This window comes from Hyphomicrobium sp. (assembly GCF_036780825.1).
Classification (GTDB): domain Bacteria; phylum Pseudomonadota; class Alphaproteobacteria; order Rhizobiales; family Hyphomicrobiaceae; genus Hyphomicrobium_C.
Genome location: NZ_DAIQCD010000001.1, coordinates 107,771 through 130,391, shown reverse-complemented (window position 1 = coordinate 130,391; position 22,621 = coordinate 107,771). Strand labels below are relative to the sequence as shown.

The 22,621-nt window shown below is 63.9% G+C and carries 33 protein-coding genes and 1 pseudogene; 33 read left to right on the top strand and 1 reads right to left on the bottom strand.

The window, feature by feature from the left end; all coding sequences use genetic code 11:
* Positions 1-29 precede the first annotated feature (29 nt).
* The 31 genes and pseudogenes from rpsL (at position 30) to rplQ (ending at position 19,483) form a co-directional block, all read left to right on the top strand.
* Positions 30-401: a 30S ribosomal protein S12 gene (gene rpsL, locus V7P99_RS00595; RefSeq protein WP_333792873.1), complete on the top strand. Its 372-nt coding sequence runs from the start codon at positions 30-32 to the stop codon at positions 399-401.
* A 127-nt stretch (positions 402-528) separates the two neighbouring features.
* Complete coding sequence (gene rpsG / locus V7P99_RS00590) at positions 529-999, top strand: 30S ribosomal protein S7 (RefSeq protein WP_333792872.1); 471 nt, start codon at positions 529-531, stop codon at positions 997-999.
* 57 nt (positions 1,000-1,056) lie between these two features.
* Positions 1,057-3,147, top strand: a complete 2,091-nt coding sequence (gene fusA / locus V7P99_RS00585; RefSeq protein ID WP_333792871.1) for an elongation factor G — start codon at positions 1,057-1,059, stop codon at positions 3,145-3,147.
* A gap of 77 nt (positions 3,148-3,224) precedes the next feature.
* Complete coding sequence (tuf, locus tag V7P99_RS00580) at positions 3,225-4,433, top strand: elongation factor Tu (protein WP_333792870.1); 1,209 nt, start codon at positions 3,225-3,227, stop codon at positions 4,431-4,433.
* Positions 4,434-4,514: 81 nt separating this feature from the next.
* Complete coding sequence (rpsJ, locus tag V7P99_RS00575) at positions 4,515-4,823, top strand: 30S ribosomal protein S10 (RefSeq protein ID WP_023788138.1); 309 nt, start codon at positions 4,515-4,517, stop codon at positions 4,821-4,823.
* A gap of 62 nt (positions 4,824-4,885) precedes the next feature.
* On the top strand, positions 4,886-5,578 hold the full coding sequence (gene rplC / locus V7P99_RS00570; RefSeq protein ID WP_333792869.1) for a 50S ribosomal protein L3: 693 nt from the start codon (positions 4,886-4,888) through the stop codon (positions 5,576-5,578).
* Positions 5,578-6,228: a 50S ribosomal protein L4 gene (gene rplD / locus V7P99_RS00565; RefSeq protein WP_333792868.1), complete on the top strand. Its 651-nt coding sequence runs from the start codon at positions 5,578-5,580 to the stop codon at positions 6,226-6,228. Before rplC ends, rplD begins: the two co-directional genes overlap by 1 nt.
* Positions 6,228-6,521: a 50S ribosomal protein L23 gene (locus tag V7P99_RS00560; protein WP_333792867.1), complete on the top strand. Its 294-nt coding sequence runs from the start codon at positions 6,228-6,230 to the stop codon at positions 6,519-6,521. The genes rplD and V7P99_RS00560 overlap by 1 nt, the downstream gene beginning before the upstream one ends.
* A gap of 12 nt (positions 6,522-6,533) precedes the next feature.
* Positions 6,534-7,355, top strand: coding sequence for a 50S ribosomal protein L2 (rplB, locus tag V7P99_RS00555; protein ID WP_333792866.1), 822 nt, complete (start codon positions 6,534-6,536; stop codon positions 7,353-7,355).
* A gap of 29 nt (positions 7,356-7,384) precedes the next feature.
* Positions 7,385-7,666, top strand: coding sequence for a 30S ribosomal protein S19 (gene rpsS, locus V7P99_RS00550; RefSeq protein ID WP_333792865.1), 282 nt, complete (start codon positions 7,385-7,387; stop codon positions 7,664-7,666).
* Positions 7,666-8,046, top strand: a pseudogene (rplV, locus tag V7P99_RS00545) (50S ribosomal protein L22); the annotation flags it as partial. The gene rpsS and the pseudogene rplV, both read left to right, overlap by 1 nt.
* 80 nt (positions 8,047-8,126) lie before the next feature.
* On the top strand, positions 8,127-8,915 hold the full coding sequence (rpsC, locus tag V7P99_RS00540; RefSeq protein ID WP_333792863.1) for a 30S ribosomal protein S3: 789 nt from the start codon (positions 8,127-8,129) through the stop codon (positions 8,913-8,915).
* A gap of 22 nt (positions 8,916-8,937) precedes the next feature.
* Positions 8,938-9,348: a 50S ribosomal protein L16 gene (rplP, locus tag V7P99_RS00535; RefSeq protein WP_333792862.1), complete on the top strand. Its 411-nt coding sequence runs from the start codon at positions 8,938-8,940 to the stop codon at positions 9,346-9,348.
* A 25-nt stretch (positions 9,349-9,373) separates the two neighbouring features.
* Entirely contained in the window at positions 9,374-9,613 is a 240-nt protein-coding gene (gene rpmC / locus V7P99_RS00530; protein ID WP_333792861.1) for a 50S ribosomal protein L29, read from the top strand.
* A 12-nt stretch (positions 9,614-9,625) separates the two neighbouring features.
* Positions 9,626-9,859, top strand: coding sequence for a 30S ribosomal protein S17 (gene rpsQ / locus V7P99_RS00525; RefSeq protein WP_333792860.1), 234 nt, complete (start codon positions 9,626-9,628; stop codon positions 9,857-9,859).
* Positions 9,860-9,951: 92 nt separating this feature from the next.
* Positions 9,952-10,320 (top strand): 50S ribosomal protein L14, encoded by a 369-nt coding sequence (rplN, locus tag V7P99_RS00520; protein ID WP_333792859.1) that lies wholly within the window; start codon positions 9,952-9,954, stop codon positions 10,318-10,320.
* Positions 10,321-10,647, top strand: coding sequence for a 50S ribosomal protein L24 (gene rplX / locus V7P99_RS00515; RefSeq protein ID WP_333792858.1), 327 nt, complete (start codon positions 10,321-10,323; stop codon positions 10,645-10,647).
* Between the two features lie 3 nt (positions 10,648-10,650).
* Positions 10,651-11,313: a 50S ribosomal protein L5 gene (gene rplE, locus V7P99_RS00510; RefSeq protein WP_333792857.1), complete on the top strand. Its 663-nt coding sequence runs from the start codon at positions 10,651-10,653 to the stop codon at positions 11,311-11,313.
* A 51-nt stretch (positions 11,314-11,364) separates the two neighbouring features.
* Positions 11,365-11,670: a 30S ribosomal protein S14 gene (gene rpsN / locus V7P99_RS00505; protein ID WP_333792856.1), complete on the top strand. Its 306-nt coding sequence runs from the start codon at positions 11,365-11,367 to the stop codon at positions 11,668-11,670.
* Between the two features lie 16 nt (positions 11,671-11,686).
* Positions 11,687-12,085: a 30S ribosomal protein S8 gene (rpsH, locus tag V7P99_RS00500; protein ID WP_333792855.1), complete on the top strand. Its 399-nt coding sequence runs from the start codon at positions 11,687-11,689 to the stop codon at positions 12,083-12,085.
* 42 nt (positions 12,086-12,127) lie between these two features.
* Positions 12,128-12,670 (top strand): 50S ribosomal protein L6, encoded by a 543-nt coding sequence (gene rplF / locus V7P99_RS00495; RefSeq protein ID WP_333792854.1) that lies wholly within the window; start codon positions 12,128-12,130, stop codon positions 12,668-12,670.
* 10 nt (positions 12,671-12,680) lie between these two features.
* Entirely contained in the window at positions 12,681-13,043 is a 363-nt protein-coding gene (gene rplR / locus V7P99_RS00490; protein ID WP_333792853.1) for a 50S ribosomal protein L18, read from the top strand.
* Positions 13,044-13,059: 16 nt separating this feature from the next.
* Positions 13,060-13,638, top strand: coding sequence for a 30S ribosomal protein S5 (gene rpsE, locus V7P99_RS00485; protein ID WP_333792852.1), 579 nt, complete (start codon positions 13,060-13,062; stop codon positions 13,636-13,638).
* Between the two features lie 71 nt (positions 13,639-13,709).
* Complete coding sequence (gene rpmD, locus V7P99_RS00480; protein WP_333792851.1) at positions 13,710-13,910, top strand: 50S ribosomal protein L30; 201 nt, start codon at positions 13,710-13,712, stop codon at positions 13,908-13,910.
* 78 nt (positions 13,911-13,988) lie between these two features.
* Complete coding sequence (gene rplO, locus V7P99_RS00475; RefSeq protein WP_333792850.1) at positions 13,989-14,519, top strand: 50S ribosomal protein L15; 531 nt, start codon at positions 13,989-13,991, stop codon at positions 14,517-14,519.
* Positions 14,520-14,788: 269 nt separating this feature from the next.
* Positions 14,789-16,153: a preprotein translocase subunit SecY gene (gene secY, locus V7P99_RS00470; RefSeq protein ID WP_333792849.1), complete on the top strand. Its 1,365-nt coding sequence runs from the start codon at positions 14,789-14,791 to the stop codon at positions 16,151-16,153.
* Positions 16,150-16,776, top strand: a complete 627-nt coding sequence (locus tag V7P99_RS00465) for an adenylate kinase (RefSeq protein ID WP_333792848.1) — start codon at positions 16,150-16,152, stop codon at positions 16,774-16,776. Before secY ends, V7P99_RS00465 begins: the two co-directional genes overlap by 4 nt.
* Positions 16,777-16,944: 168 nt before the next feature.
* On the top strand, positions 16,945-17,316 hold the full coding sequence (gene rpsM / locus V7P99_RS00460; protein WP_333792847.1) for a 30S ribosomal protein S13: 372 nt from the start codon (positions 16,945-16,947) through the stop codon (positions 17,314-17,316).
* 79 nt (positions 17,317-17,395) lie between these two features.
* On the top strand, positions 17,396-17,791 hold the full coding sequence (gene rpsK, locus V7P99_RS00455; RefSeq protein WP_333792846.1) for a 30S ribosomal protein S11: 396 nt from the start codon (positions 17,396-17,398) through the stop codon (positions 17,789-17,791).
* Positions 17,792-17,929: 138 nt separating this feature from the next.
* Positions 17,930-18,955, top strand: coding sequence for a DNA-directed RNA polymerase subunit alpha (locus V7P99_RS00450; protein ID WP_333792845.1), 1,026 nt, complete (start codon positions 17,930-17,932; stop codon positions 18,953-18,955).
* A 102-nt stretch (positions 18,956-19,057) separates the two neighbouring features.
* Positions 19,058-19,483, top strand: a complete 426-nt coding sequence (rplQ, locus tag V7P99_RS00445) for a 50S ribosomal protein L17 (protein WP_333792844.1) — start codon at positions 19,058-19,060, stop codon at positions 19,481-19,483.
* Positions 19,484-19,609: 126 nt separating this feature from the next.
* Here the strand turns inward: rplQ and V7P99_RS00440 are convergent, their stop codons facing one another.
* Positions 19,610-20,110, bottom strand: coding sequence for a hypothetical protein (locus tag V7P99_RS00440; protein ID WP_333792843.1), 501 nt, complete (start codon positions 20,108-20,110; stop codon positions 19,610-19,612).
* Between the two features lie 420 nt (positions 20,111-20,530).
* Between V7P99_RS00440 and V7P99_RS00435 the strand changes: the two genes are divergently transcribed.
* Positions 20,531-20,884 carry a hypothetical protein gene (locus V7P99_RS00435; protein ID WP_333792842.1) on the top strand — a complete coding sequence of 118 codons (354 nt, stop codon included), beginning with the start codon at positions 20,531-20,533 and terminating at the stop codon, positions 20,882-20,884.
* Between the two features lie 285 nt (positions 20,885-21,169).
* The gene (locus tag V7P99_RS00430) at positions 21,170-22,507 is read left to right on the top strand and encodes a UDP-glucose dehydrogenase family protein (protein ID WP_333792841.1); all 1,338 of its coding nucleotides are present in this window, start codon (positions 21,170-21,172) and stop codon (positions 22,505-22,507) included.
* The last annotated feature ends 114 nt before the right edge of the window (positions 22,508-22,621 follow it).

The following is a 22,621-nucleotide window of genomic DNA, read 5'->3' as shown; positions in this document are numbered from 1 at the left end:
CTGGAGCCGAACGAGAAACGGGGCGCTTGATGCCGACGATACAACAGCTCATCCGGAAACCCCGGAGCCCGAAGGTCTACCGCGAGAAGTCGCGCCACATGGAAGGGTGCCCGCAGAAGCGCGGTGTCTGCACGCGCGTCTACACCACGACGCCGAAGAAGCCGAACTCGGCGCTTCGCAAGGTGGCCAAGATCCGCCTGACCAACGGCCACGAGGTGATCGGGTACATTCCGGGCGAAGGCCATAACCTTCAGGAGCACTCGGTGGTCCTGATCCGCGGCGGCCGCGTCAAGGACTTGCCCGGCGTTCGTTATCATATTCTGCGCGGCGTGCTCGACACCCAGGGTGTCGCGAACCGCAAGCAGCGTCGTTCGAAGTACGGAGCGAAGAGGCCGAAGTAGGTCTCTCTCGCGAGAGGTATCCCGGACGAGCCGCTTGGGAGCGGAAGGATCCGGGATCTCTAAAGTTCCAAAGCGGCTCGCCCGGGAGTGAGCCGGAAGGCAAGATCGAAGCGAAGGACCAGGACACATGTCCCGTCGTCACAGTGCAGAGAAGCGCGAGGTCAATCCCGATCCGAAGTATGCGGATCTGGTGCTGACCAAGTTCATGAACGCTGTCATGTCGGACGGCAAGAAGTCCGTCGCCGAGCGCATCGTGTATGGCGCGCTCGAGCGCATGGAGCAGAAGGCGAAGTCGGACCCGATGGCCATGTTCCATCAGGCGCTCGATAACGTCATGCCGGCTGTCGAGGTTCGCTCGCGGCGCGTCGGCGGTGCGACCTACCAGGTCCCGGTCGAGGTTCGCTCGGAGCGCCGCCAGGCGCTCGCGATCCGCTGGATCATCGCGGCGGCGCGTTCGCGCAACGAGAACACGATGGTCGAGCGTCTGTCGGGCGAGCTGTTGGACGCTGCTGCCAATCGCGGCACGGCCGTCAAGAAGCGCGAAGACACACATAAGATGGCGGACGCCAACCGGGCGTTCTCCCACTACCGCTGGTAAGCCGAAGGGTTGCCAGACGGCAACCGAGGCTCAAAGGGAAAGCTCTGAGGCACGCGCATGGCCCGCCAATACCCCATCGAGGATTATCGCAACTTCGGCATCATGGCTCACATTGATGCCGGGAAGACCACGACGAGCGAGCGAATCCTCTTTTTCACTGGCCGATCCTACAAGATGGGCGAGACGCATGATGGCGCTGCCACGATGGACTTCATGGATCAGGAGGCCGAGCGCGGCATCACGATCACGTCCGCGGCGACGACCTGCTTCTGGGTGGATCGGAACAACAAGAGGCATCGCCTCAACATCATCGATACGCCGGGTCACGTCGATTTCACGATTGAGGTCGAGCGCTCGCTGCGTGTGCTCGACGGCGCTGTGTGCGTGCTGGACTCGAACCAGGGCGTCGAGCCGCAGACCGAGACCGTCTGGCGCCAGGGCGACAAGTACAACGTGCCGCGCATCATCTTCTCCAACAAGATGGACAAGACCGGTGCTGACTTCTTCATGTGCGTCGCTGACCTCAAGGAGAAGCTCGGCGCGCGTGCGGTGCCCGTGCAGATTCCGATCGGTGCCGAAGCCAACTTCCGCGGCGTCATCGATCTGATCAAGATGAAGGCCATCGTCTGGGACGGCGACGGCAAGGACTCGACGATGAAGGAAGAGGAGATCCCGGCGGATCTTCTCGACAAGGCTCTCGAGACGCGCGGCCTCATGATCGAGGCCGCGGTCGAGATGGACGACGCGGCGATGGAAGCGTACCTAGAGGGTACGGAGCCCGACGCTGACACGCTCCGCAAGCTGATCCGCAAGGGAACGATCACCGGCGCCTTCTACCCGATGCTGTGTGGCTCGGCGTTCAAGAACAAGGGCATTCAGCCGCTGCTTGATGCCGTCGTGGACTTCTTGCCGAGCCCGCGCGATCGCGAAGCCTACAAGGGCATCGATCCGAAGACCGGCAACGAGCTTCTGCGCAAGCCGTCGGATAGCGAGCCGCTGTCGCTGATCGCCTTCAAGATCATGAGCTTCGAGCACGTGGGCTCGATCACCTTCTGCCGCATCTACTCGGGCAAGCTCGAGCAGGGCATGGCGCTCGCGAACACCTCGCGTGACAAGAAGGAGCGCGCGGGGCGCATGTATCTCATGCACGCCGCCGACCGCGAGGAGATCAAGGAAGCCTTCGCTGGCGATATCGTCGCGCTGCAGGGCCTCAAGGACACCCGCACCGGCGAGACGCTGTGCGACCCGGCGCATCCCGTGATCCTCGAGCGGATGGAGTTCCCCGAGCCGGTCATCAATCTCAAGATCGAGCCCAAGACCAAGGCCGACCAGGAGAAGATGGCGATCGCGCTCAACACGATGTCGGTCGAGGACCCATCCTTCCGCGTCTCCATCGATCCGGAGAGCGGCGAGACGATCCTGAAGGGCATGGGCGAGCTTCATCTCGACATCAAGGTCGACGTCCTGAAGCGGACTTATCACGTCGATGCCAACGTCGGTCAGCCGCAGGTCGCCTATCGCGAGACGCTGGCGCGTCCGGCGGAGATTGACTACACGCACAAGAAGCAGACCGGCGGCACCGGTCAGTTCGCGCGCGTGAAGCTCCGGCTCGAGCCGAACGAGATCGGTAAGGGCAACCTCTTCGAAAGCACGATCGTGGGTGGCGCGGTTCCGCGCGAGTACATCCCGGGCGTCGAGAAGGGCGTCAAGTCGGTGTGGGATTCCGGTGTGCTCATCGGCTTCCCGATCGTCGACATGAAGGTGACACTGTTCGACGGCGGCTTCCACGAGGTGGACTCGTCTGCAATCGCCTTCGAGATCGCCTCCCGCGCAGCCATGAAGGAAGGCTGCGACAAGGGTGGCATCAAGATCCTCGAGCCCATCATGGACGTCGAGGTGGTGACGCCGGGCGATTTCGTCGGCTCGATCATCGGTGACATCAACTCACGGCGCGGTCAGATCCGCACCCAGGAGATGCGCGGCAACGCGACCGTGATCCGGGCTTTCGTTCCGCTGGCCAACATGTTCGGCTATGTCAGCCAGCTCCGGTCGATGTCGACTGGGCGTGCGTCCTACACGATGCAGTTCGCGCACTATGCAGAAGTGCCGCGCAACGTGGCGGACGAGGTGAAGGCGAAATATGCCTGAGCCGGGTGCCCCGGCTGAGGCGAAAAAATCCGGTTCCACCGGCAGGAATTGAACGAACGAGTTAAGGAGAGCCAACGATGGCCAAAGCGAAATTCGAGCGCACGAAGCCGCACTGCAACGTCGGCACCATTGGTCACGTCGACCACGGCAAGACCACCCTGACCGCAGCTCTGACGAAGGTCTCTTTCGATCGCGGCTGGACGTCGACCGCAATCAGCTACGACAACGTCGCCAAGGCATCCGAGAGCCAGGGCCGCCGCGACCCGACGAAGATTCTCACGATCGCCACCTCGCACGTCGAGTACGCGACGGAGAACCGTCACTATGCGCACGTCGACTGCCCGGGTCACGCCGACTACGTGAAGAACATGATCACCGGCGCCGCACAGATGGACGGCGCGATCCTCGTCGTGTCGGCTGTTGACGGCCCGATGCCGCAGACGCGTGAGCACATCCTGCTCGCCCGCCAAGTCGGCGTTCCGCGCATCGTCGTGTTCCTCAACAAGTGCGACATCGTCGATGATCCCGAGCTTCTCGATCTCGTCGAGATGGAGGTGCGCGAGCTCCTTTCGAAGTACCAGTTCCCGGGCGACGACACGCCCGTCATCCGCGGCGCTGCCATCAAGGCTCTGAACGGCGAGAAGGGCGAGCTGGCCGACGAGGCGATCATCCGTCTCTACGACGCTCTCGACACCTACATCCCGCTCCCCGACCGTCCGAAGGATCAGCCCTTCCTGATGCCGATCGAAGACGTGTTCTCGATTTCGGGCCGCGGCACCGTCGTCACCGGCCGTATTGAGCGCGGCGTTGTGAAGGTCGGCGAGGAAGTGGAGATCGTCGGCATCCGCGACACGCAGAAGTGCGTCGTCACCGGCGTCGAGATGTTCCGCAAGCTGCTCGACCAGGGCGAGGCTGGCGACAACGTCGGCTGCCTCCTGCGCGGCATCGATAAGGATTCGGTGGAGCGCGGCCAGGTGCTCGCGAAGCCAGGCTCCGTGAAGCCGCACAAGAAGTTCAAGGCTGAGGCGTACATCCTCACCAAGGAGGAAGGTGGCCGTCACACGCCGTTCTTCTCCAACTACCGTCCTCAGTTCTACTTCCGCACGACCGACGTCACCGGCGTCGTGACGCTGCCGGAGGGCACTGAGATGGTGATGCCGGGCGACAACATTGCGGTCGAAGTCGAGCTCGTCTCGCCGATCGCCATGGAGGAGAAGGTCCGCTTCGCCATCCGCGAGGGCGGCCGTACGGTCGGCGCTGGCGTCGTCACGAAGATCGTAGAGTAACAAGGAAAGAAGAGAGGCGCTCGTGAGGCCGGCGGCAACGCCGAGCGAAGGGCGCTTCTCCTCATTTAGCGGGTCAGGATAATGAACGGCCAGAACATCCGCATCCGTCTCAAGGCGTTCGATCATCGAATTCTCGATGCGTCGACGCGTGAGATCGTGAACACGGCGAAGCGCACCGGCGCGGAGGTGCGGGGTCCGATCCCGTTGCCGACTCGCATCGAGCGTTTCACCGTCAACCGCTCTCCGCACGTCGATAAGAAGAGCCGCGAGCAGTTCGAGATGCGCACCCACAAGCGCATGTTGGATATCGTGGATCCCACTCCGCAAACGGTCGATGCGCTGATGAAGCTCGACCTGGCCGCGGGCGTGGATGTGGAAATCAAGCTCTAGAGGATGCCGCGCCGGGCGGTTTCATCCCTAGGCGGCGAATGATGAAGGAAGGAATGCGAGACATGCGTTCCGGAGTGATTGCACAGAAAGTCGGCATGACCCGCATCTTCACCGAAGCGGGCGAGCACATTCCTGTGACGGTCCTGAAGCTGGAGAAGCTGCAGGTGCTGGCGCAGCGCACGGCCGACAAGCATGGCTACACTGCGATCCAGGTTGGCGCAGGCACCAGGAAGCCCTCGCGCCTGACCAAGTCGGAGCGCGGGACGTTTGCTGTCGCCAGCGTCGAGCCGAAGCGCAAGCTTGCCGAGTTCCGCGTCAGCCCCGACAACCTGATCGAGGTCGGCGCCGAGATCACCGCCGACCATTTCGTCCCGGGCCAGTTCGTCGACGTGACGGGCACGAGCCAGGGCAAGGGATTCCAGGGCGTCATGAAGCGCTGGAACTTCGGCGGCATGAACGCGTCTCACGGCGTTTCGATCGTCCACCGCTCCCACGGCTCGACCGGTCAGCGCCAGGACCCCGGCAAGGTGTTCAAGGGCAAGAAGATGGCCGGCCATCTTGGTGACGAGCGCGTAACGACGCAGAACCTCGTCATCGTCAAGACGGATGCCGAGCGCGGCCTGCTGATGATCCGCGGCGCTGTTCCCGGTTCCAAGGGCGGCTGGGTGATCGTGCGCGATGCGGTGAAGAAGAAGCCTCACGCTGATGCGCCGGCCCCCGGCGCCTTCAAGCCGGCCAATAGGGAGAAGGCGTGATGAAAGCCACCGTCACCACGCTCGAGGCCAAAGAGGCCGGCGAGATTGAGCTCGCCGATGCCATCTTCGGGCTTGAGCCGCGTAAGGACATTCTGCATCGCATGGTGCGCTGGCAGCAGCTGAAGCGCATGGCCGGCACGCACGCGACGCAAGACCGCTCACAGGTTTCGGTCACCGGCCGGAAGATGTACAAGCAGAAGGGCACGGGCGGTGCTCGCCATCGGGACAAGTCCGTGCCGCAGTGGCGGGGCGGCGGCAAGGCGTTCGGGCCGAAGCCGCGGAGCCATGCCATCGACCTGCCGAAGAAGGTGCGCGCTCTGGCGCTGCGTCATGCGCTTTCGGCAAAAGCCAAGGCCGGCGAGATCGTCGTGCTGTCCGAGGCGCGCTCCGAAAACGGCAAGACCGGTCCGCTGAAGAAGCAGTTTGCGACCCTTGGCTGGAAGAGCGCGCTGATCATCGACGGCGCCGCCCTCGACGACGCCTTCGCTCGCGCCGCGCGCAATATTCCGCACATCGACGTGCTGCCGATCGCCGGCATCAACGTCTTTGACATCCTGCGTCGCGAGAAGCTCGTGCTGACCAAGGCCGCTGTCGAAGCGCTCGATGTTCGCTTCGCCGATGTGAAGGCCAAAGTCGCGGAGGCGAAGTGATGGTCAAGCTGAAGCACTACGATGTGATCCTCGCTCCGGTCATCACGGAGAAGGCCACGCAGGTCTCGGAGGCGAACCAGGTGATCTTCAAGGTCGCCCAGGGTGCCACCAAGACCGATATCAAGGCCGCTGTCGAAAGTCTCTTTGACGTCAAGGTCAAGGCTGTGAACACGCTCGTGCGCAAGGGCAAGCGGAAGATCTTCCGCGGCATTCGCGGACGCCAGAGCGATGTCAAGAAGGCCATCGTGACGCTCGAGGAAGGCCAAACGATTGACGTCACGACGGGCCTTTAAGGGAGATCCACAATGTCATTGAAGACATACCGTCCGACATCCCCGGGTCTCCGGCAGCTCGTTCAGGTCGACCGCGCGCAGCTCTGGAAGGGCGCGCCGATCAAGATGCTGACCGAAGGCCGGCACAAGACCGGCGGTCGCAACAACGACGGCCGCATCACCACGCGCCACATCGGCGGCGGGCACAAGAAGTCCTACCGCCTGATCGACTTCCGTCGTCGGAAGCACGACATCGCGGCGACGGTCGAGCGGCTCGAGTATGATCCCAACCGCACGGCGTTCATCGCGCTGATCAAATACGCGGACGGCCATCTCTCCTATATCCTGGCGCCGCAGCGCTTGGCCGTGGGCGACTCCGTGGTCTCGGGCGAGAAGGTCGACGTGAAGCCCGGCAACGCCATGCCGCTGTCGTCGATGCCGATCGGGACCATCGTGCACAACGTGGAGCTGAAGCCCGGTGCCGGCGGTCAGATCGCCCGCTCGGCTGGGGCGTTTGTGCAACTCGTGGGGCGCGATTCCGGCTGGGCGATCCTGAAGCTCAACTCGGGCGAGACGCGCAAGGTGCGGGCTGAATGCATGGCATCGGTCGGCGCCGTCTCGAACCCGGATCACACCAACGAGGTGATCGGCAAGGCCGGGCGCTCGCGCTGGAAGGGCATCCGTCCGACCGTGCGCTCGATCGCCATGAACCCGATCGATCATCCCAACGGCGGCCGCACCAAGGGCGGTAAGCACTGGGCGACGCCTTGGGGCAAGCCGACCAAGGGCTTCAAGACCCGCAAGAACAAGCAGACGGACAAGTTCATCGTCAGAAGCCGCTCGAAGAGCAAGTAAGCCGGGCAGACGATCGAGGAGATACGAGAGTGACACGCGCAGTATGGAAAGGCCCGTTTATCGACGGCTACCTCCTCAAGAAGGCGGAGAAGGTGCGTGCGTCGGGCCGCAATGAGGTCATCAGGACCTGGAGCCGTCGCTCGACGATATTGCCCCAGTTCGTCGGGCTGACGTTCGGCGTCTACAACGGCCAGAAGCATATCCCGGTGAGCGTCACCGAGGACATGATCGGGCACAAATTTGGCGAGTTCTCGCCCACGCGCGTGTTCCAGAGCCACGGCGGTGACAAGAAAGCATCGATGAGGAAGTGATGGGCAAGCCGAGCCGGGAACGGAGCCTCTCCGACAAGGAGGCGCGTGCGGTCGCGAAGAACCTTCGCGTCTCGCCGCAGAAGCTGAATCTCGTTGCGGGTCTGATCCGTGGCAAGAAGGTCGATCGCGCGCTGGCGGATCTCGAGTTCTCGCGGAAGCGGATCGCTCAGGACGTGCGGAAGTGCGTCATGAGCGCCGTCGCCAATGCCGAGAACAACCACGATCTCGACGTCAATGCGCTGATCGTATCCGAGGCATATGTCGGCAAGAACCTGGTCATGAAGCGTTTCGCGGCGCGCGGCCGCGGCCGTGGCTTCTCGATCAGGAAGCCGTTCTCGCAGATCACGGTGGTGGTCCGCGAGACTGAGGAAGTGGCTGCGGAGCCCAAGGCCAAGCGGGCCAAGGGTAAGGGCGCCGGTGCTGGTGCTGCGCCTGCCGCGGCTGAGAAGGAGGCCGAGTAATGGGTCACAAAGTCAATCCCGTCGGCCTGCGCGTCGGCATCAACCGGACCTGGGATAGCCGCTGGTTCGCCCGCAGGGGCGAGTACGGCAAGCTCCTTCATGAGGATCGCGCCATCCGCGCCCACATCATGAAGATGCAGCGCGCCGCCGGCATCTCGAAGGTCGTCATCGAGCGCCCGCACAAGAAGTGCCGCGTCACCGTGCACACGGCCCGGCCGGGTGTGCTGATCGGCAAGAAGGGCGCCGACATCGAGAAGCTGCGCAACGAGCTGTCGCGCTTCACGGCGTCGGAAGTGCATCTGAACCTGCTTGAGGTGAGGCGGCCTGATATCGACGCGACGCTCGTCGCCGAGAACATCGCCCAGCAGCTCGAGCGCCGCGTCGCATTCCGCCGCGCCATGAAGCGCGCGGTGCAGACGGCGCTGCGTGCAGGCGCCGTCGGCATCCGCATCAACGTTGCGGGCCGCCTCGGCGGGGCGGAGATCGCGCGCACGGAATGGTATCGCGAAGGCCGCGTGCCTCTGCACACCCTCCGCGCCGACATCGATTTCGGCTACGGCGTCGCGCAGACGGCGTACGGCACCATCGGCATCAAGGTCTGGGTCTTCAAGGGTGAGATCATGGAGCACGACCCGATGGCGTCCGAGCGCCGTGCGACGGAAGGAGCCGGCGACGGGTCGGGCGGCCGTGGCCGTCGTGAGGACGGCGCCGGTGACCGTCGCGATCGCCGTGGCCCGCGCGGACCCCGCGGTGGCGAGGCTGGCCGTGAAGGACAGGAGACGGCCTGATCAGGGCTGAAGGACAAGATCCATGCTGCAACCGAAGAAAACCAAGTTCCGCAAGCAGTTCAAGGGCCGCATTCACGGCGCTGCGAAGGGCGGCACGTCGCTGAACTTCGGCTCGCACGGGCTCAAGGCCGTGGAGCCCGAGCGCGTCACCGCGCGCCAGATCGAGGCCGCGCGCCGTGCCATCACGCGCCACATGAAGCGCGCCGGCCGCGTTTGGATCCGCATTTTCCCCGACGTGCCGGTGACCAAGAAGCCGGCCGAGGTCCGCATGGGCTCGGGCAAGGGCGGCATCGAGCTTTGGGTTTCGCGGGTGAAGCCTGGACGCATCATGTTTGAACTCGACGGCGTCCCCGATCAGGTGGCGCGCGAGGCGCTGACGCTCGGCGCCGCGAAGCTCGGGATCAAGACGCGCATTGTAACGCGCATCGGCTGAGGCCGGGGCGCGGGCGAGGATAGGGATGACGACGATGAAAGCGAGTGATTTGAGGAGCATGACGCTCGATCAGCTCGACGATCAGTTGGCCAAGCTCAAGAAGGAGCAGTTCAACCTGCGCTTTCAGAAGGCGTCCGGACAGCTTGAGAACACCTCGCGCGTGCGCGAGGTTCGCCGCGATATCGCGCGCGTGCTGACGCTTGCCGGCCAGAAGCGGGGCGGGTCCTCGTCGAAGGCTTCCGACAAATCGAAGACCGGCGCGTAAGGAGAGAGAACGATGCCGAAGCGCGTCCTGCAGGGTGTGGTTGTTTCGAACAAGAACGACAAGACCATTGTCGTCGAGGTGGAGCGCCGCTACACGCATCCGCTCTTCAAGAAGACGGTGCGTCGCACGAAGAAGTATCACGCCCACGACGAGAATAACGCCTTCAAGGAAGGCGACCGCGTGGAGATCCAAGAGTCCGCGCCGATCTCCAGGCTGAAACGCTGGGTTGCGCTGGAGAAGATTTGAGAATTCGGCGGCGCGTCTTTCGGGAGCGTCGCTCAAGAAGCCAAGCAGAATTTTGACGCCGCGGGGTCCGCGGCAGGAAGAGAGACGGTGCGATGATCCAGATGGAGACGAATCTCGACGTCGCCGACAATTCGGGCGCACGGCGCGTTCAGTGCATCAAGGTGCTGGGCGGCTCGAAGCGCAAATACGCCACCATCGGCGACACGATCGTCGTGTCCGTGAAGGAGGCTATTCCGAAGGGGCGCGTCAAGAAGGGCCAGGTGATGAAGGCCGTGATCGTGCGGGTCGCCAAGGGCGTGCGCCGCCCCGATGGCTCGCTCATCCGCTTCGACAGCAACGCCGCCGTGCTGATCAACAACCAGGGCGATCCGATTGGGACGCGCATTTTCGGGCCGGTAACCCGTGAGCTGCGCTCCAAGAATCATATGAAGATCGTCTCGCTTGCGCCGGAGGTGCTCTAAATGGCCTCGCTTAAGATCAAGAAGGGCGACAGCGTGATCGTCCTCACCGGCCGCGACAAAGGCAAGCGCGGCGAGGTGATCCAGGTGCGTCCGAAGGAGAACCGCGCGCTCGTGCGGGGCATCAATATCGTGCGCCGCCATCAGCGCCAGACCGCATCGCAGGAAGGCGGCATCATCTCGAAAGAGGCGCCGATTCAGATTTCCAACCTCGCCATCGAGGACCCGAAGGACGGCAAGCCGACCCGTGTCGGCTTCCGCATCCTGGAGGATGGCAAGAAGGTCCGCTTCGCTAAGCGCTCGGGCGAGATCATCCGGGAGAAGAACTAAGCCATGGCCGACAAAGAGAAACCGCAGAAGGCGAAGGCCGGCGGCAAGGGCAAGGACGCCGGATCGGCGCGGGCCGCCGAGACGAGCGCCGCTCCGCGCGAGTGGAAGCCGCGTCCCGCCGATTACCGGCCGCGTCTCAAGACGCACTACGACAAGGTCGTGCGCGCGCAGCTTCTTGAGAAGTTCGCCTACGCCAATCCTATGCAGATCCCGAAGATCCAGAAGATCGTGATCAACATGGGCGTGGGTGAGGCAACCGCCGACCGCAAGAAGGTCGACAATGCCGCGTCCGATCTCGCGCTCATTGCCGGTCAGCGTCCGATCCTTACCAAGGCCACCAAGTCCATCGCCACCTTCAAGGTGCGCGAGGGCATGATGCTCGGCTGCAAGGTGACGCTGCGCGGCGACCGCATGTATGAGTTCCTGGACCGCTTCGTCACCATCGCGCTGCCGCGCGTGAAGGACTTCCGCGGGCTCAATCCGAAGAGCTTCGATGGCCGCGGCAACTTCGCCTGTGGTCTCAAGGAGCACATCGTGTTCCCCGAGATCGATTACGACAAGGTCGATCAGGTGTGGGGCCTCGACGTGATCGTATGCACTTCGGCCAAGACCGACGACGAAGCGCGCGAGCTGCTGCGCAGCTTCAACTTCCCTTTCCGCAGCTAGAGGACCTCGGCCAACCCGGATCGGGACCCGAAAGGCCTTTGGAGGATATGAATGGCTAAGACCAGTTCCATCGAGAAGAATAACCGGCGCCGGAAGCTTGCCGCGCAGCACGCTGCGAAGCGGAAGCGTCTCAAGGCCATCGCCGAGGATCTCAAGCTTCCGCCGGAGGAGCGCTTCGCCGCGCGCCTCAAGCTTGCCGAGATGCCGCGCAACGGCGCGCTCGTGCGTGTGCGTAACCGCTGCGAGATCACCGGCCGCGCGCGTGGCTACTACCGCAAGCTTAGAATGTGCCGCAACCAGCTTCGGGAGCTGGCCTCGCAGGGGTTGATCCCCGGCATGGTCAAGTCGAGCTGGTAAGAAGGGGTGGAAGCTCATGGCAGTGAATGATCCCATCGGCGATATGCTGACGCGCATCCGCAATGCGCAGCTCCGCCGCCGTCCCAAGGTCGTGACGCCCGCATCGAACATGCGCGCCCGCGTCCTCGACGTTCTCGTCGAGGAAGGCTACATCCGCGGCTACACGCGGGTGGAGCAGAAGGGTGATCAGCCGGTGTTCGAGATCGAGCTCAAGTATTTCAACGGCCAGCCGGCGATCAAGGAGATCAGCCGCGTGTCGACTCCCGGCCGGCGCGTTTACTCGCCCGTCCGCGACCTCAAGAGTGTCGCCAACGGCCTCGGTGTTGCCATCCTCTCCACGCCCAAGGGCGTGATGTCGGATGCGCGCGCCAAGGAGGAGAACGTCGGCGGCGAGATCATCTGCAACGTATTCTAGCGAAGGATGCCGGCTGCGGCCGGTATCGCGAGGACAAGACCCATGTCACGCATCGGAAAGAAGCCGGTTCCCGTACCCGCCGCCGTCACGGCGACGGTCAACGGGCAGACGGTCACCATGAAGGGCGCCAAGGGTGAGCTCTCCTTCACGCTGCCCGAGGAAATCAAGATCGAGAAGACCGCTGACAGCATCGAGCTGTCGATGGTCGAGGACACCAAGCGTGCGCGCTCCATGTGGGGCATGTCGCGCTCGATGGTGGAGAACCTGATCGTCGGTGTGACCGAGGGCTACACCCACACGCTCGAGATCCACGGCGTCGGTTTCAAGGCGGCCCTCAAGGGCAAGGACAAGCTCACGCTGTCGATCGGCTTCAGCCATGAGGTCGAGCACACGATCCCGGCTGGTGTCGAGGTTAAGGTTGCCGGCGCCAAGCAGGAGCTCGTGACCGTATCCGGCATCGACAAGCAGCTCGTCGGCCAGGTTGCCGCCGAGATCCGCGCCTCGCGTAAGCCGGAGCCGTATCAGGGCAAGGGTGTGCGCTACAAGGGCGAGCACGTCTTCCGTAAGGAAGGCAAGAAGAAGTAGGACCGAGGCCATGGCCAAGAAAGACAATCAGTTCGAAAGGCGCCGCGCCCGTGTACGCCGCACGCTGAAGGCCCACGCCGTTGGGCGTCCGCGTCTATCGGTGCATCGCTCTTCGAAGCACATCTATGCTCAGATCATCGACGACGCTGGCGGCAAGACGCTGGCCGCCGCCTCGAGTCTCGAGAAGGATCTGCGCGGATCCATGAAGACCGGCGCCGACAAGGCCGCGGCCGCTGCCATTGGCAAGCTCGTCGCGGAGCGGGCTCTCAAGGCTGGCGTCACCTCGGTTGTGTTCGATCGCGGCGGCTATCTCTATCACGGGCGTGTCAAGGCACTCGCCGACGCCGCGCGCGAGGGCGGCCTGAGCTTCTGATGAAAGGAATTTGATAGTGGCACGTCCAGCATCGAGAGACCGGGGCCGGGAGCGCGAGCGCGATGAGCGCGACAGCGAGTTTTCGGACAAGCTGGTCCATATCAACCGCGTCGCCAAGGTCGTGAAGGGCGGTAAGCGCTTCGGCTTTGCGGCACTCGTGGTCGTCGGCGACCTGAAGGGCCGGGTTGGCTTCGGCCATGGCAAGGCCCGTGAGGTGCCGGAGGCGATCCGCAAGGCCACCGAGCAGGCGCGCCGCAACCTCGTCCGCGTGCCTCTTCGCGACGCCCGCACGCTCCATCACGACAGCGCGGGCCGTCACGGCTCGGGCAAGGTCGTCCTGCGCTCCGCTCCGGCGGGTACCGGGATCATCGCGGGCGGTGCCATGCGCGCCGTGTTCGAGATGCTCGGCGTTCAGGACGTGGTTGCCAAGTCGCTGGGTTCGACCAACCCGTACAACGTCGTGCGCGCTACGTTCGATGCGCTGAGGGAGCAGGAGAACCCGCGCTCCGTCGCCGCGCGGCGCAGCAAGAAGGTTTCCGAGATCGTCGCCCGCCGGCGCGACGGATCGGCAGCCGAGATCGCCGCCGAGGCTTGATCGGACACGCCTCCGCGAGGAGGCGGTGCCGATCGCCGAGCGGCGCAAGGTATTCGAGAAGGGACCGACACATGGCAGCCAAGAACACGATCACGGTCGAACAGTACCGGAGCGCGATCCGCCGGCCGGAGATCCAGACCAAGACCTTGATCGGTCTCGGTCTCAACAAGCTGCATCGCCGCCGCGTTCTCGAGGACACGCCGGCTGTGCGTGGCATGATCAACAGCATTCCCCATCTCGTCCGTATCGTGGACGAGGCGGATAAGGCGTGAGTTGCGGCGCGCGGAAGACCCCTAGGGTCTCTGCGCGGATCGCGCTCTGCTGAAGACGAACAAGGAGCTTGAGGCAAAATGCGGCTCAACGACATCAAGGACAATCCCGGCGCCCGCAAGGGCCGCCTGCGCATCGGCCGCGGCATCGGCTCCGGCGTCGGCAAGACGGGCGGACGCGGCGGCAAGGGCCAGACGGCGCGCTCGGGCGTGGCCATCGGCGGCTTCGAGGGTGGCCAGATGCCGCTCCATCGCCGCCTGCCGAAGCGCGGCTTCAACAAGTGGAACCGCAAGGACTGGAACGAGATCAACGTCGGCGCGCTGCAGAAGGCCGTCGATGAGGGTAAGCTCAAGGCCGGCCAGCCGGTGGATGTGACGGCACTCGTCGACGCCGGCATCCTGCGTCGCCCGAAGGACGGCCTGCGCATCCTTGGTTCTGGCGAGATCACCGCCAAGCTGGAGCTGACCGTGAACCACGCCACGGCTACGGCCAAGGCCGCGATCGAGAAGGCGGGCGGCACCGTCAGCCTGATCGAGAAGAAGGTGCTGGCGGCCGACGTGGCGAAGCGCGAGAAGACGGCAGCCAAGAAAGGCGCCGCGAAGAAGGCTTAAGAGCAGGGTATTTGAGGAGGCTCCACGGTGACGATCGTGGACGCCGCTCGCGCTCTAAGGCCGTCTTGTGGGGGATACGCCGGTCCGTGGGGCTGCAAAGCGCCCCAGGGTCGTGTGGAGCGCCACTCGCGCACCCTGGATGCCAGGCTTGCGTTTCGCGTCGCGATCGATAAAGCCCAGGGCAACGCCGGGAGAGGCGAGAGGGGCTCGACACGGTGGCCGTTGGCCACCAGGTATGAGGGCTCAACAGAGAGCCGGGAGAAAACGAGATGGTTTCCGCTGCCGAGCAGCTTGCCGCAAATCTCAACCTTGGCGCCTTCGCCAAGGCCCAGGATTTGAAGAACCGGATCTGGTTCACGCTTGGCGCCCTGGTCATCTATCGCCTCGGAACCTTCATTCCGATTCCCGGCATCGACGCTGGCGCCTTCGCAGAAGCATTCCGCGCCCAGTCGTCCGGCATTCTCGGCATGTTCAACGTGTTTGCCGGCGGCGCCGTCGAGCGTATGGCGATCTTCGCGCTGAACATCATGCCCTACATCTCGGCGTCGATCATCATGCAGCTCATGAGCTCGATGTCGCCCAAGCTCGAAGCCCTCAAGAAAGAGGGCGAATCGGGCCGCAAGCAGATCAACCAGTACACGCGCTATCTCACGCTCATCCTGGCCGCGTTCCAGGCCTACGGCATCGCCATCGGCCTCGAGGGCTCGAGTTCGCAGGCGGGCGCAGTCGTCGCTGATCCGGGCTGGTTCTTCCGCGCCACCACGGTCATCACCCTCGTGGGCGGCACTATGTTCCTGATGTGGCTCGGCGAGCAGATCACGCAGCGCGGCGTCGGCAACGGCATTTCGCTGATTATTTTCGCCGGTATCGTGGCGGGCGCGCCGTCCGCCATCATCGGCCTCTTTGAAATGGCCCGCACGGGTGCCATCTCGACCTTCCTCCTGCTGGCGCTGGTGGTCTTGATGCTCGCTGTCGTGGGCGCCATCGTGTTCATCGAGCGCGCACAGCGCCGCTTGCTGATCCAGTATCCGAAGCGTCAGGTCGGCAACCGCATGTTCCAGGGCGAGGCCTCGCACCTGCCGCTGAAGCTCAACTCGTCGGGCGTCATTCCGCCGATCTTCGCCTCGTCGCTGCTTCTGCTGCCGATCACGGCCGCGCAGTTCTCGTCTGCCCAGGGCGGCGGGCCGGAGTGGCTGCAGGCGTTGGTCGCCTCGCTCGGTGCCGGCCAGCCGCTCCACCTCGCGATCTACGTCGCGCTGATCGTGTTCTTCGCCTTTTTCTATACGGCGGTGGTGTTCAATCCCAAGGATACGGCCGATAACCTCCGGAAGCACGGCGGCTTCCTGCCCGGCATCCGTCCTGGTGACAAGACGGCGGAGTACATCGATTATGTCCTCACCCGCATCACCGTTGTCGGTGCCATCTACCTCGCCGCCGTCTGCGTCATGCCCGAGATGTTGACCGCTTATGCGGGAATCCCGTTCTATTTCGGCGGCACGTCCCTGCTCATTGCGGTGAGCGTCACGATGGACACGGTGGCCCAGATCCAGAGCCATCTCCTCGCGCACCAGTACGAGGGACTGATCAAGAAGGCGAAGCTTCGTGGCGCGACGTCGCGTGGGGGGCGTAGATGAAACTCATCCTTTTAGGTCCTCCGGGTGCCGGTAAGGGCACCCAGGCCGAGGCGCTTGCCCGGCGCCGGGGCCTCGTTCAGCTCTCCACCGGAGACATGCTGCGCGCGGCCGTGAAGGCCGGAACGGAGATTGGTCGGAAGGCCGAGTCGATCATGAAGAGCGGCGGCCTCGTGTCCGACGACATCGTGATCGGCATCATCTCTGACCGCATTGCCGAGCCGGACTGCGCCCGCGGGTTCATCCTCGATGGGTTTCCCCGCACGCTGAAGCAGGCGGCGGCCCTCGACAAGCTGCTCGCGTCCAAGGGCGCCGGCCTCGACCTCGTGATCGAGCTGAAGGTTGACGACGAGGCGCTGGCGTCGCGCATCGAGAAGCGGGCCAGCGATACGATCGCCGCCGGCGGGACGCCCCGCTCCGACGATAACGCCGAGGCTCTCAAGACGCGCCTGCTTGCCTACTACCGGGAGACGGCGCCGCTCATCGGCTACTATTTTGCCCAGGGCAAACTGCACTCCGTCGACGGCATGGCGCCGATTGATGAGGTGGCCAGCCAGATCGACGGCGTGCTCGACGCCGGCGGTTCAGGTCTGGAAAAGATGTCACAAGAACAAGGCGCAGGTTGACGGCCTAGTATGACTACGCTACAACACCGCGCTTTCGAGCATGATGGAACGGGAGGCCTGCTCCGGGTGGCGAACTTCGCCTGGATGCGGCCGGTCCGCGTTTTCGCGTTGAAAATCAGATGAATGAGGCCGCCTCGCGGTCGATGAAGAAGCCCCCAGGAGACGGAAGTGGCCCGCATAGCTGGTGTGAATATCCCGACGCAGAAGCGTGTTCAGATTGCGCTTCAGTATATCCATGGCATCGGGCCTAAGTTCGCTGAGGAAATCTGCAGCCGGGTCGGTATTCCGGCCGAGCGGCGCGTGAACCAGCTGACGGACGCCGAGGTGCTGCAGATCCGCGAGACGATCGACCGCGATTACGTCGTCGAGGGCGACCTCCGCCGCGACGTGGCCATGAACATCAAGCGCCTCATGGATCTCGGCTGCTACCGTGGCCTCCGCCACCGCCGGGGCCTGCCGGTTCGCGGCCAGCGCACCCACACCAACGCGCGCACCCGCAAGGGCCCCGCGAAGCCGATCGCCGGCAAGAAGAAGGCCTAAGGGCGTTCAGATAGCAATTTCGGCCGCTTGCCGGCCGTAGCATTTGGCCCGCGCGCCGGGCATGAGGAGTTTCGATTTCATGGCGAAAGATCAGGCACGCACGAAAGTTCGCCGCCGGGAGAAGAAGAACATTTCTTCCGGCGTTGCGCACGTCAACGCCTCGTTCAACAACACGATGATTACCATCACGGATGCCCAGGGCAACACGCTGGCCTGGTCGTCTTCCGGCACCATGGGCTTCAAGGGCTCGCGTAAGTCGACGCCGTTCGCGGCGCAGATGGCTGCTGAGGACGCCGGCAAGAAGGCGATGGAGCACGGCATGAAGGTGCTCGAGGTCGAGGTGTGCGGGCCGGGCTCTGGCCGCGAATCGGCACTCCGCGCGCTTCAGTCCGTGGGCTTTCAGATCACCTCGATCCGCGATGTGACGCCGATCCCGCACAACGGCTGCCGCCCCCGCAAGCGCCGCCGCGTTTAAGATTAAGCGGGCTCGGGTCATCCCTGGGCGGGTGATCAAGCGGCGCCACGCTCCCGCCTCCGGCTCCGAGCCCATCCTCTGTTGGAAGCGTGCCGCTCTAGGGCGAGGCGGCGCCGAGAACCGCTACGAGGACCCCCCGTGACGAACGTACTTCAAAAGAACTGGCAAGACCTGATCAAGCCCTCGAAGCTTGAGATCAACCCGGGCCGCGATCGCACGCGCACGGCCACCGTCGTCGCCGAGCCGCTCGAGCGTGGCTTTGGCATGACGCTCGGCAACGCGCTGCGCCGCGTTCTGCTCTCCTCGCTTCAGGGCGCTGCGATCAAGACCGTCCAGATCGACGGCGTGCTCCACGAGTTCTCGTCGATTCCCGGCGTGCGTGAGGACGTGACCAACATCGTCCTCAACATCAAGGAAATTGCACTGCGCATCCACTCGGAAGGTGTGAAGCGCATGGTGCTGAAGAAGGAAGGCCCCGGCCCGGTCAAGGCCGGCGACATCGAGGCCGGTTCCGACGTCGACATCCTGAACCCCGAGCACATCATCTGCCACCTGGACCAGGGCGCGCAGATCCGTATGGAGTTCACGGCCGACATGGGCAAGGGCTACGTGCCCGCCGAGCGCAACCGTCCCGACGATGCGCCGATCGGCCTGATTGCCGTGGACAGCCTCTACACGCCCGTGACCAAGGTCTCCTACAAGGTGGAGAACACGCGCGAAGGCCAGATCCTCGATTACGACAAGCTGACGATGACCATCGACACCGATGGCTCGGTGAAGGCTGAGGATGCGGTCGCGCTTGCTGCGCGCATTCTTCAGGATCAGCTCGCCGTGTTCATCAACTTCGAGGAGCCGAAGAAGGCCGTCGAGGAGAGCCGCCATCCGGAACTCGCCTTCAACGCCGCCCTGCTGAAGAAGGTCGACGAGCTCGAGCTCTCCGTGCGCTCGGCGAACTGCCTCAAGAACGATAACATCGTCTACATCGGCGACCTCATCCAGAAGACCGAGGCCGAGATGCTGCGCACGCCGAACTTCGGTAGGAAGTCGCTCAACGAGATCAAGGAAGTCCTGGCTGGCATGGGGCTGCACCTCGGCATGGAGGTGCCCAATTGGCCGCCGGATAACATCGAGGAGCTGGCGAAGCGCTTCGAGGACCAGTATTGATTTGGCGCGAGGCGGCAGGGGACACCTGCCGCCTCGCTGCCCACGAACCGAGGTGAGGCCGAAGAACCTCCCCGTAACAACCGGTAGAGAAAGAGAAAAGATATGCGACACAAGAAGCTAGGCCGCCGCTTCAACCGCGATAGCGCGCATCGCCAGGCCATGTTCTCGAACATGGCGGCTGCTCTGATCAAGCACGAGCAGATCGTCACCACGCTGCCCAAAGCCAAAGACTTGAAGCGCGTGATCGACAAGTACATCACGCTGGCGAAGCGCGGGGATCTGAACTCGCGCCGCCTCGCGATCGCACGCCTGCGTGACGAGGACCAGGTGAAGAAGCTGTTCGATGTGCTCGCCCCCCGTTACAAGGACCGCGCCGGCGGTTATTCGCGCGTGCTGAAGGCCGGCTTCCGCTATGGCGACAGCGCGCCGCGCGCCGTCATCGAGCTCGTCGACCGCGACACGTCGGTCAAGGGCGCCGAGGACAAGGCCCGCGACGCGGCCCGCAAGGAAGCCGAAGAGAACGCGTAAGTCGCGTTCGAATCGATGAAGAATTCGGAACGGCCTCGTGCATCGCGCGGGGCCGTTTTTCGTAAAGATGCGGCGTGTTCCGATGGCCGCTCGCAGGGCATCAGACACCCGGCGGCAGGTGCCGTGTCATAGCGCCAGAGACTTGCGCACCTCGAACACCTCCATGATGCGCGCGCCCCGGTGCGGGCCGTCGCAGACGAACGTCCAGCGGCCCTCCGTGAACGTGTCGCACATCTTGACGCCCTTGATCAGGATCCAATGGCCTTCCTTGCCCTTATGGATGGCGAGGATGTAGTGGGCCCAGGCGTTGCGCGGCTTCTGCATCCAGGTCCACACCGTCGGCCGCTTCTTGCGCTCGAGATGCATGAAGGTCTCTTTGAGCGTCATCTCGTAGCCGTAGACAGCGAGTGCCCCCTCGACTTCGTCGGCGTACGTACCCTTCACACGGAACCGCAGGTCCGGCGGCAGGTTGCGGTAGGCATTGACCGCGGTCTCGACCTTGCTGATCGGATAGCCCGTGATCGCAGAAAGCACGTAGGGGCCGCAGAAGGCCATGCGCCCCGTATCGTTGCGTGCATCGTTCAGGGATGACGTCATCGCGGCGGCAAAGCTATGAGGATCGGGCATGGGACGGCGCGTTGGAAAGGGTTAACGAAGTCTTGCCGCAAACGGTTACGGAAACGTTAACGCGCCGCTCCGAGCCGGGTGATTCTGGCGATTTATTGGTGGCGAGGCGAACGAGACCATGAGGTGCTGGCCGCGCAAACTGGGTCCTCTTGAGTCCCGTGGTGCGGATATGTGCACCTCGAGACTCGGCGCCCCAACGCAGGGTGATGGGCGAAAATATGGCCATATCAAGTGACTGCCGGGGAACGTGGGAGCGGCAAGCCAAATCGATGCAAATGTGCCTTGCGAGACACATGGCAAGCAAACCACACCTATGGGCGGAAACGTCTTTCCGGGCGTACGGGCGCGGGTTCATTCTTGTCAGGTGCAATCCAAGGCCTCATCTTCGCTGACACGAAGACAGGCACTCTGGGGAACGCAATGCGGTTGCTGGGCTACATTGGATTGGGAATGGTGCTGGGGCTCGCCGGCCCGTCGGCCCTTGCCTTCCAGGAGCAGGGTGCCCCGGCCCCGGCCATGCCCACGCCGTCTGACGCTAAGTCGTCGGCTCCCGCGGAGAAGGAACTCGATTTCTCCGCGCCGAGAGTAGAGGATAGCGGCAGCGCCGGAACCGAGGTCCGTATTCCGGGCCTGGGTAAGCTCGGCGTCTTGCCGAAGATGGATTTCGGCCTTGAGCTTCTCTATGGGGCGAACGACAGCAAGCCGTCCGACCCCGTGGTGGATAAGCCGGCCGAGGATCTCACCGTTCGCGGCACGATCAAGCATAACTTCTAAGATATCGCGGCAACCCGGCAAGCCGAGGCGCCAGCGGCGCCTTTTCCGCTTTATCCGGGTACGTGCGGCGCACGGCCGTCGGCTTCTTTCCGAAGTCTGACGGCCGGGTGGCCGAAGCAGAGAATCGAAAGTTGCTCATGAGGTAGGCGAGCCGGCGAGGCGAGGGCCCGATCCTTTTTGCGCCAAGCGCGTTTCGGTGGATGAGCGACTGCTCCGGTGGACCTTGCGCCGGCGGGATGCGATGAGTATCGCTGGGATCGTGACCGGTAAGGGAGAGCTTGGAAAATGCGTATTGCTGTTGTTGGCTCCGGCTACGTGGGGCTGGTGTCGGGCGCTTGCTTTGCCGATTTTGGGCATGAGGTGACCTGCGTCGACAGCGACGAGCGCAAGATCGAAGCCCTTAAGAAGGGCGTTATCCCGATCTACGAGCCCGGTCTCGACGAGCTTGTCGCGCGGAACAGCGAAGCTCGCCGTCTGCTATTCACGACTGATCTTGATGCCGCCATGCAATCGGCGGAGGCGGTTTTCATAGCGGTCGGAACGCCCTCGCGCCGCGGCGACGGGCACGCCGACCTGTCTTACGTGTATGCCGTTGCACGCGACATCGCGCGCAACATCCGCAGCTTCACCGTGGTGATCAACAAATCCACTGTGCCGGTCGGCACGGGCGACGAGGTCGAGCGCATCATCCGCGAGACGAACCCTGAAGCCGATGTCGCTGTCGTCTCCAATCCGGAGTTCCTGCGTGAAGGCGCGGCCATCGAGGACTTCAAGCGTCCGGACCGCATCGTCCTCGGCATCGAGGATGAGCGGGCGCGCGCGGTCATGACGGAGATTTACCGGCCGCTGTACCTGAACAAGGCTCCGCTGATGTTCACGGCCCGGCGTACGTCTGAGCTGATTAAATATGCCTCGAACGCGTTCCTGGCCATGAAGATCACGTTCATCAACGAGATGGCCGATCTCTGCGAGGCGGTGGGCAGCAACGTGCAGGACGTGGCGCACGGCATCGGCCTCGACAATCGAATCGGCTCGAAGTTCCTGCACGCCGGCCCGGGGTATGGCGGCTCGTGCTTTCCCAAGGATACCCTGGCGCTCGTCAAGACGGCGCAGGACTATGCCAGTCCGCTGCGCCTCATCGAAACGACGGTCGCCATCAACGACCAGCGCAAGCGCGCCATGGCGCGTAAGATCGTGCGCGCCATGGGGGGTGACGTGCGCGGCAAGACGGTGGCGTTGCTCGGCCTGACTTTCAAGCCCAACACCGATGACATGCGCGACAGCCCGGCGATCTCGATCGTCCAGGGGCTCCAGGATGCCGGCGCCACGATCAGGGCCTTCGATCCCGAAGGCATGGAAGCTGCGAAGGCCTGCCTCTCCGACGTGACCTACTGCACGGACGCCTATGATACGGCGGCCGGCGCGGATGCTTTGGTTCTCGTCACGGAGTGGGACGCGTTTCGCGCCCTCGATTTTCCTCGCCTCCGGACCCTTATGAAGGCGGCTCTCCTCGTCGATTTACGTAACGTCTACCGGCGCGAGTTCATAGCGCAGCACGGTTTCCGCTACATCAGCGTGGGTCGGCCGGAAGAGGACATACCCGTCGCCTTGGCAGCCGAATAGAGGCTGCCCCGGGGTAGCCTTCCGCCGGCGGCCAGTTTGCGCAAGGAACTGGCCCCATGCCGCTGCGGCTCGATCCATTGCCGGCGCGAGCGCCTGCGACCCCGCCGGAACGCG